Below are 8,577 nucleotides of genomic sequence, written 5' to 3'. Positions count from 1 at the left end.
TTTCGAACCGCCGTATACCGAACGGTACGTACGGTGGTGTGAGAGGTCGGGGGTTAATCACCCCCTCCTACTCGATTACATTTGCGAAATATAATAATAACATTGAGGTTATAAACCAAGTACTCTAATAAAATAAGATAATAAAGACAATATTTTGAAAACGTTACCTTTTGATTTTTGTTTTTTATCAACTGCGAATAGGAGTTGAACTAGGCGATAGAGAGAAGGAGAATTATGGAATTAAGGGAATTGGAATACTTTATGGCTATATGTGAGGAATTACATTTCACAAGGGCTGCTGAAAAATTAGGAATTTCACAACCTGCTTTAAGCCGTCAAATGAGAACCCTTGAAGATAAATTAGGAGTCCGTTTATTTGATCGTTTAGGAAAAAAAATCGCCATCACAGAAGCTGGTGAAATTCTACGAGAACAATCTGGAAATATATTCTCCAATATAAATAGTGTTTATGAACAAATGGAAGAACTTCAAAATGTAAAAAAAGGAAAACTAATCATTGGGGCAATGTCGGAAGAGTTAAGTCAGCTTGCATCCGTCGTTTTCTTAGAACTTCATTGCAAGTGGCCCCATGTGCAAACAAAGATTTTTATGTCAGATAACATTGAAGAAAAGGTTTTTAGAAATAAAATTGATATAGCTTTGACACTCATGCCTGTAGAGAATGAAAAGTTAACGAATATCCCTTTATATATTGAAGAATATTTTTTGGCGGTTTCAGATGACCATCCATTGGCAGATAGGGATATAGTGGAGTTGGAAGAGATAAGGGACCTATCACTTGTATTATGTCCAATAAACCACACGTGCCGAAAGTTAATTGATGCTGCCTTTGCCTCTGTGGGATTTGCCATTCAGCCAATCATCGAATTAACTGAGGTAAAATCTATATTGAGTTTAGTAAAAGCAGGTATTGGAGCAACCATTCTTCCCAGAACGCTTCTCGATTCGGAGAATGATGGAACCCTAAAGGTAATTAAAATAGAAAACCCAGCTATTTGTAAGGAAATTGCCATTGTACATCATAAAGAAAAGTATATTGGATATGCTGCAAGAAGTTTTATAGACTTGATGGTTGCTTATGTGGAAAAGACAAAACTGAATGAGAGAGTGTATCCTGAAACTACTTTCCTTACTTTCTGAAGAATTTTCTCTTTTTAAAAAACCTTCCCCATTCCATCAAGCGGAATGGGGAAGGGAGTAGAGTAGATTTTGGTCAAATGATAATCTTTAACGTTGTTTATTAGGCAATTTCATTCGATGGACACTGCCGCCCTGTGTGCCGACAAACAAATATTCTTCGTCTGGTGATAGTTCAAGGGCAGTCGCATTTCTGTTATCGAGACCCTCGGATACATTAGTCCATGTTTCTCCGCCGTCCTCACTCATTAGCACACCGCGACCTTGCTTACGGAGTCCCTTTTCATTAAAGGAACCAGTAGCTGCATAGACGACCTTAGGGTTACTAGGGGAAACGATGATATCATTGACATATACGTTGAGCTCATCAGCACCCTTTGCTGTTTCTAATGTTTTCCCGCCATCTGTGCTGACATACAAATGGTTTCCTCCGACCACTAAATGGTCCGGATTGTGTGAGTCGATCGCAATCCTGCTTACAGGAACGTTTTGAATTTTTTGGAATGATTGTCCCATGTCTTTGGACAGGAATAGCCCGTCATTTCCGCCTGCCCAAATCCGGTTAGGATCGTTAGGATCACCGGCTAAAGCTATAAACTTGTGTTTTTGTTTAATCTTTTTCCAATTCTCTCCACCATCTTGGCTAATAAACACACCTGTTTCGCTACTCACTGCGTTATAATATGTGATCATGATTTGATTTGAGTTGGCTGGGTGAATCTGCATGGCAAGGGCGAATGATCCATCTTCAAATTTCAAATCCCAGTTTTCCCCACCATCTTTGCTTCGGTATACTTGACTAACCCCAGTCCAAGTACTATAGCGTATCTTGTAAGAGACATTTGGTTCTGTTCGGGACGTTGCAATATGATACACTTGTTCTCCATCTCTTCCTTCACCTTCAGCCGCTCCCCACTCGAATGTTGCGGAATCAACCTTGTTTTGAACTGGTAACACTTTCCGGTACGTTCCTGATTCAGTCCCGGCAAGTAACTGGTATCCTTTGGAGTTTCGGGAAATAGCCAGGCCATAAACCGTTGCTCCAGGAATACCGATCCGATTATATGTTTCACCTTTATCCTGTGTTCCATATATCCCTGCCTGAATAGAAGAAATATAAACAGGGCGCATCGTTTTAGGTGAAGATTTTGGTCCTAAGGCGAAATCGAGTTCGTAGGAGTTATACCCAGGAAGCGGTTTTTTCCAAGTTTCCCATGTTGTTCCTTTATCGTGACTCACCAATATTCCATCATAGCCAGTCCCTACATAAATATCCCCATCCAGAATCTCTAAGTGAGATACATTATTAAATGGTATTTGAGAGTGAGTAAGTTCTTTCCAATCTTTACCTTTGTTATAGGAAGCGTACAATCCGCCACCAAATGTACTAGCAATGAGGATATCTTGATTGCTTACTACATCCATTGTACTTTTAAAAGGCGGCTTAAACAATTTCTCAGATGTAGGTGAACCAGAGAATACATCTTTAAAAGCGATAACACCATCGTAACCTGCTGAAAGGTAAAGGTCATTATTCAGAAGATTTGCTTTCACAAGATTTGGCCACCATCCAGACAGCTTCTCCCAGTTCATTCCTCTGTCCAAGCTGACATAGACTTCGTTCCTCGTAATAGCAACGAGTTTTTGCCCACTTTCATCAATTTGTAAGTCAGAAACCTCTAGATTTGGAAAAGGTAGAGTGTTCCATGTTTTTCCACCGTCTTTGCTGGCTAATATCTTACCTTGATAAGTTGGATCAAAATAGCTCCCATTAATAGGCACATATATATTTTTTTCATTAGTGGGATCAACCACTAGAGCCATTGGTGTTCCTCCAGCCACTGGAAAATTTCCAAACTGATGCCAAGATTCTGCCCCATCATCCGTCCGGAAAATTGAAGGAGTCGTCTGTAGTGTTAATGCCCCTGCAGGTAATACCGTCATGCCCTTAGGATTTTTCAGGTCAAAATTCATCAGGCCTGTATTAGAGTAAGGCCCAACAGCTTTCCAGGGTGAAGCGTTTTCCTTAACGGCTGGTAATTTTTCCAGAAAACTAGAACCTATTATGGTAGCTTCCTCAGTAGAGGAATTTTTGACTTTGGAACTTGCATCAATCCGATATATTCCCACTTCGCTTGTCTGAATGGGCACACGCCACCAACGATTATGATCTAAGACAGAAGTCACTTCATTTGTTTTTCCGCTTGGAGTTCGTACTGTCACTTTTAGAGCTTGTGACAAATCAACCGGACTATAAATGAAGGCTTCCGTTTCACTTACTGATGATGGTACTGGATCGGGAGATGCAGTAATTTGGAGATGCCGTACAGTCAACTGGTATGGCTCGCGCAAATGCTGCGATTCTGTTGCGGATTGGATATTTCCTTCTATCCATCCGGAAATAACCGTATCCTGATCCGGCCGATTCATGTTGATGTTCACCTCAACATTGACCTGTTGACCTGGTTCTATATGAATATGGGAAGGATTCACTGTAACAGTTGCCCCGGATTTAGTATCGTCTTTTACTGTGAAATCCATATCAACTGGTTTTTCACCGTGATTGTTCAAAGATAAGGAAGCGCTTCTATGAATCTCAGAATCTTTTAAATCAGCAAATCCAAAATTTAATCCATTAGGTGAGGCGACGACATTGGTTTCCGCCGCAGCCTTAATATCCAATCTTCCAGCCCCTTGTGTAAGCACATCATAGGATGCCAGCGGTTTCGCGGTTTCTTTTAAAGCGCTGGAAATCTCGCTGGCTTTCCAGGACGGCTTGAGTTGTTTCAGGAGGGCAGCAGCACCTGCTACATGAGGGGCTGCCATGCTTGTCCCGCTCAATCTTGTGTAACCGGAATCATCATCTTGTTTCTTGATGTACGTCGAATTGATTTCAACACCTGGAGCGACTAAATCAGGCTTTGCTCGTAAGTCGGAATTACCACGTGAACTAAAATTAGCAATTTGATCCGTTGCGTCTTTTCCTGTAATCGTGATTTTAACAGGTCCCTTAGACAAGTAGGACTTTAATTCCCCAGCTTTTATATGGTCAATTCTCATAGCGACCAACGATTCCAACCGGCCGTCCATGGATGAACCTGTCAGAAATTCATGTTGTGCTTGTAACTCTCCAGGTAAGTTGGATGTATATTGAGATGGGATAGTTTCTCCTATTTTAAAAACAGGACCATCTTCGAGAGGCGTGAAAAAGAGCGCAGCGTCGGCCCCTTTTTCTTGAGCTGTAATCCCCGCTGTATAGTATTGCTGGAATTCTGTAAATAAAGGCAATTGAATGAGAACAATCTTTCCTTTTACATCTAATCCTTCGTAGTTTTCCACTCCTCCTTCTCCAACGTCTACCAGCTCGCGGGTGGTGGCTACTTCAGGAGGATTTGCTGTAAACCCAAGGCGGGTAACGGACAAATTCTCTTCAATTGGGGCAACCATTTTCGCGTCAGGCACTTTGATACCGCTTGCACTAGCACCAACAGCAAGTACCCCCTCTGCAATAGCAGGAGCACCAATTGTTCCATATCCAGGGCCTGAATTCCCGGCTGCCGCTACAACAACTACACCGGCATCGACCGCATTTTGGGATGCTTGGGAGATGGGATCACTGCCATCGCCAGGACCGCTCAGACTCATATTAATGACATCTGCAGGGTATGGATTGTCTGGCGAAATAGAAGCCTCTATTCCGGCAATAATATCGGATGTATTTCCTAATCCGTCTTGGTTTAGGACTTTAAAGGCTGTTATCGAGGCATCAGGTGCCACGCCGGTCACATTTCCATGCGCCGCAATAATTCCAGCGACATGGGTGCCATGGCCTTGGTCGTCGATCGGATCGTTATCATGATTAACAAAATCATATCCTCCGACAACTTTATGTCCTGGCCCGAATCCCACTCCTAGGTCCGGGTGATCATAGTCCACACCAGTGTCAATCACCGCGACCGTCACTCCCTTTCCTGTAACTCCTTGATTTTCTTGGTCGTGCTTGGACCAAACGTCAGGAGCACCAATCAAAGGAACGCTGTTGGCTAAGTCTGCGTGATATTCCTGATCCGGATAAACCGCTTTTACGCCTGGAAGGGAACGCAGTTCATCCACTTTGTTTTTGGGAAGTTGTAATGCCATCCCGTTAAAGGTGAACGTATATTCTTTAGACTTGTTGAATGGAATCCTTTTTTCATTTAATGATTGTAACATTTTGCCGTGTACCTGTTTCAAGCTCTCGGTTTGTTCTTTCAACTTATTTACCGTTGATTTGGAAGCGGCTCCTATCTTTTCTGACTTCGGCAGGGCTCGAATCACAGGTGCGCCGTCCATTTCGACAATAACACGTGTCATTGCTTCATTGCCATTGATTCCCTGTGCTAAACCGGTTGGAGCTGCAAAAGGAAATTTAGCACTGGAGAATACTAGGGTTGAAGTGAAAAGCCAAGTTGCTGTCCTCCCATTAAACCACTGATTTCTTTTTTTCATCTTATGTATCACCCTCTAATATGAATTGCATTTTAGGATAGTAAAATTAAAACCATTATGAACAACGGTATCATTAAGACTATTCAAAATGTTAAGGTTAATTATATGGTGATATTTTTTTTTGGTAAATGACATCCTTGTTATGATAATGATTCATTTTAGTTATCGATAAAGAGGTAGAAGGGGGGATAGAATCAATTATGGATTTTTTTGATCCTTTGGCAGGTTAGACGAAGGAATATAGAATAACGGAGAAAATATACAAAAACCCACCCTTTTACTATCAGGATGGGTTTTTTGATAAAAAACGAATAAAACAATGGTGAAATTAAAAGAGCTTGCCCTAACCATTAAATCTCGAACTTTGAATCCCCTGTATTCGTAATCTCAACATCTACATGAACTTCTCTAAGTGAATTCTTTGTTAATGAGAATGACTTTCTCATTGTCAACCGCTTCCAGTCTGCATATCGATGGCGAAACATGGTCTCTTCCAAATGGTACACGTCTACATTGCTTTTTAGCCCTGAGGTATACGTCGAGCGAATTTCAGCCTTAATTCTTTCCGCGGCTTCTGCCTTCATCCTTTTTTTTGTCATCGGGACGTTCAATTGAGTCAATTCACCGCGAACTTTGATGTGCAAGTTGTAAATAGGTTCTCCCTTCTTCGAAAGCTCAGGTGTTACTCTTAATTTTGGATGCTCCATGTACAGAAGTGCTTTAATATGTCCTTTGTCATCTTTCAGAACAAGGGGTGTATGATTTGTTTTCTTTTCGAACCAGCGTACCCCCAATAAATCATCCTTGGACACCCAGCGAGGGTTCTTCTCTGTATGAAAAATAATCGCTCCGTTAACCCACATCTCAGGCATTTTTTTCTTTTTCTTTTCCCAGTTTTTCTTTTCGATTGAAAGCGTCGGCACAATTATGGAGGAACTTGGTTCCTTATAGAGTGCTGCAAATTCCAGCAACTTCATCGGCCTGATAATGGAATGTTGCTTGTAATTCCCTTCCGGAGAGTGCAGTATCGTCAGAAGCGGAGCCTGAGGAAACATCGGTGTGATGGAGAAAAGATCATCCATCGGTTCCTCTGTAGTATAAATCCATGGCGTAAGCCTAGCCTCAGTACGTTCAAACATATCAATTGTTTGATGCAAATCTTTTTGTAACGCTTTCTGCGAGAACACTACCGACGATATTTGCCCAATATGAATTCTTTGCTGTGTGGTATTGTACAGATTATTCACCGCTAACGCAAATGTCTTGCCAGTGGCCTTTCCCACCCATATGTTGGAGGAAGCTTCCTCACTACTGGCACTTTCTGATTTACCCACAGAAGCAAAATCGACCATCTGAGCGTAAATGACAAACTGATTTTCTCTGTAATCAATGCCGACAGACGAGATGTAAGACATATCCTGCAATACCTTGTGATCCCAGCACCCTGTCAAACTTGGCACCACGAACAGCAGAAGAAGCAGGCGAAGCTTTCCAGGAATCATTCTGAATCATCCCCTTGTTTATGCGTTTTTTTCGTCCGCAGAAACTTCGGCGGCGTTCTTTGAAAAGGTTTAGGGAATTGAATGACCGCTTTTATCGAGTCAACGTCGAGCGGATCAATTATTTCAGACAGGTACGGCATGCCAAACGATTTTAACGTTGTCGCGTAAAGAAAAATAGAAAGATTCGCTATAAAAAACCCAAAAAGTCCGAGCACACTCGACAACAGCAGCACGAACATCCGCATAAAAATTACCGCCGATGCAAAAGACTGGTTTACCAGGACAAACTGCGCCATGTATGTTATCGCTACAACCACAATTACGTTAGGAGAAGTGAGACCTGACCGTATAACTGCATCGCCGACGATCAATCCTCCGACAACCGAGACGGTTTGTCCTACCGCCTTTGGCAAACGTACACCAGCCTCACGAAACAGTTCAAACAATAAGAGCATAGCAAATAGTTCAACGGTTGGCGAAGATGGGACACCAAAGCTATTTAACGATGAGGTTGCCATTAGAGGTAATGGAAGATGCTCCGCATGAAAGGATACTAGCGAGATGTCGAATCCTGGCAGGAGCACAGTTGTGAAAAATGCGAGATATCTCATCAGCCTCTCAAACGTCACAAAATAATATGGCATATACATATCTTCTGGCGATTTTATCAAATACTGAATATTGATTGGGGCGATCAAAGCGGCAGGGGCCCCATCAATCAAAATGCAAAAACGTCCTCGCTGTAACGATTCCACCACATAGTCAGGTCGCGTATTGTAGGTGATTAACGGCAGCAACGAGTAAGGCGAGTCGGCAAGCAAATCCTCTAGCGGGGAGACTCCGTTGACAATGTCAACGTCAACGGAATTTAGCCGCTTTCGTGCCTCTTTCAACACTTCCTCGTTCAGTACATCAGAAAGGTACATTAACGAGACCTTGGTCTGGCTTCGTTTCCCGACCACAAACGATTCATTGCACAGTGTCGTACTCCGTACCCGCTTCCGAAGGAGAGCAATATTGGTTTCCACTGACTCCGTAAATGAGTCACGTGGTCCTTTCACTGACACTTCATATGTGGATTCTTCCGTGTTTCGCTGGGGAAGTTTAGAGACATTCAGCGAGAACAACTCGCCTGTCCCTTCAAAAAGCAGCAACAGTTCTCCCGCAAATACCTTCGTCACAATCTGTTGCTCTACCACTTTTCGACTCCCTTCCAGCGAGACAGGAAGTAAAGGCAAGGATTTGTTTTGCTCCAACTGTGGAAGGACCACATGATTAATCTGCACAGTATCAGCAAGTCCAGTGCAAAAGACGAATACTACCTTTTCGACAAACGGCTCTGTTCTATATTCGTGCGTATGGAGTTGCACATCGTCACATGAGGTGAACAGGCTGTGCAATTCTTGCTCTTGAAGTGTAAAAGACATCG

Annotated in this window: 4 protein-coding genes; 1 reads left to right on the top strand and 3 read right to left on the bottom strand. The window is 42.5% G+C overall.

Translation table 11 applies throughout. The features are described from left to right. Nucleotides 1-234: 234 nt before the first annotated feature. Nucleotides 235-1,161 (top strand): LysR family transcriptional regulator, encoded by a 927-nt coding sequence (locus AB7942_RS13755; protein WP_369447272.1) that lies wholly within the window; start codon nt 235-237, stop codon nt 1,159-1,161. An 87-nt stretch (nt 1,162-1,248) separates the two neighbouring features. On the opposite strand, the gene AB7942_RS13750 is transcribed toward AB7942_RS13755, so the two are convergent. The 3 genes from AB7942_RS13750 to AB7942_RS13740 all read right to left on the bottom strand — a co-directional run bounded on the left by AB7942_RS13750 (nt 1,249) and on the right by AB7942_RS13740 (nt 8,575). Beyond that, nucleotides 1,249-5,646, bottom strand: a complete 4,398-nt coding sequence (locus tag AB7942_RS13750) for a S8 family serine peptidase (protein ID WP_369447271.1) — start codon at nt 5,644-5,646, stop codon at nt 1,249-1,251. Nucleotides 5,647-5,996: 350 nt separating this feature from the next. After that, entirely contained in the window at nt 5,997-7,148 is a 1,152-nt protein-coding gene (locus tag AB7942_RS13745; RefSeq protein WP_369447270.1) for a Ger(x)C family spore germination protein, read from the bottom strand. Then, on the bottom strand, nt 7,145-8,575 hold the full coding sequence (locus tag AB7942_RS13740; protein WP_369447269.1) for a spore germination protein: 1,431 nt from the start codon (nt 8,573-8,575) through the stop codon (nt 7,145-7,147). Before AB7942_RS13740 ends, AB7942_RS13745 begins: the two co-directional genes overlap by 4 nt. Nucleotides 8,576-8,577 lie beyond the last annotated feature (2 nt).

The sequence above is a fragment of the Neobacillus sp. BF23-41 genome, assembly GCF_041106275.1.
This window is presented reverse-complemented; position numbering and strand designations above follow the sequence as displayed.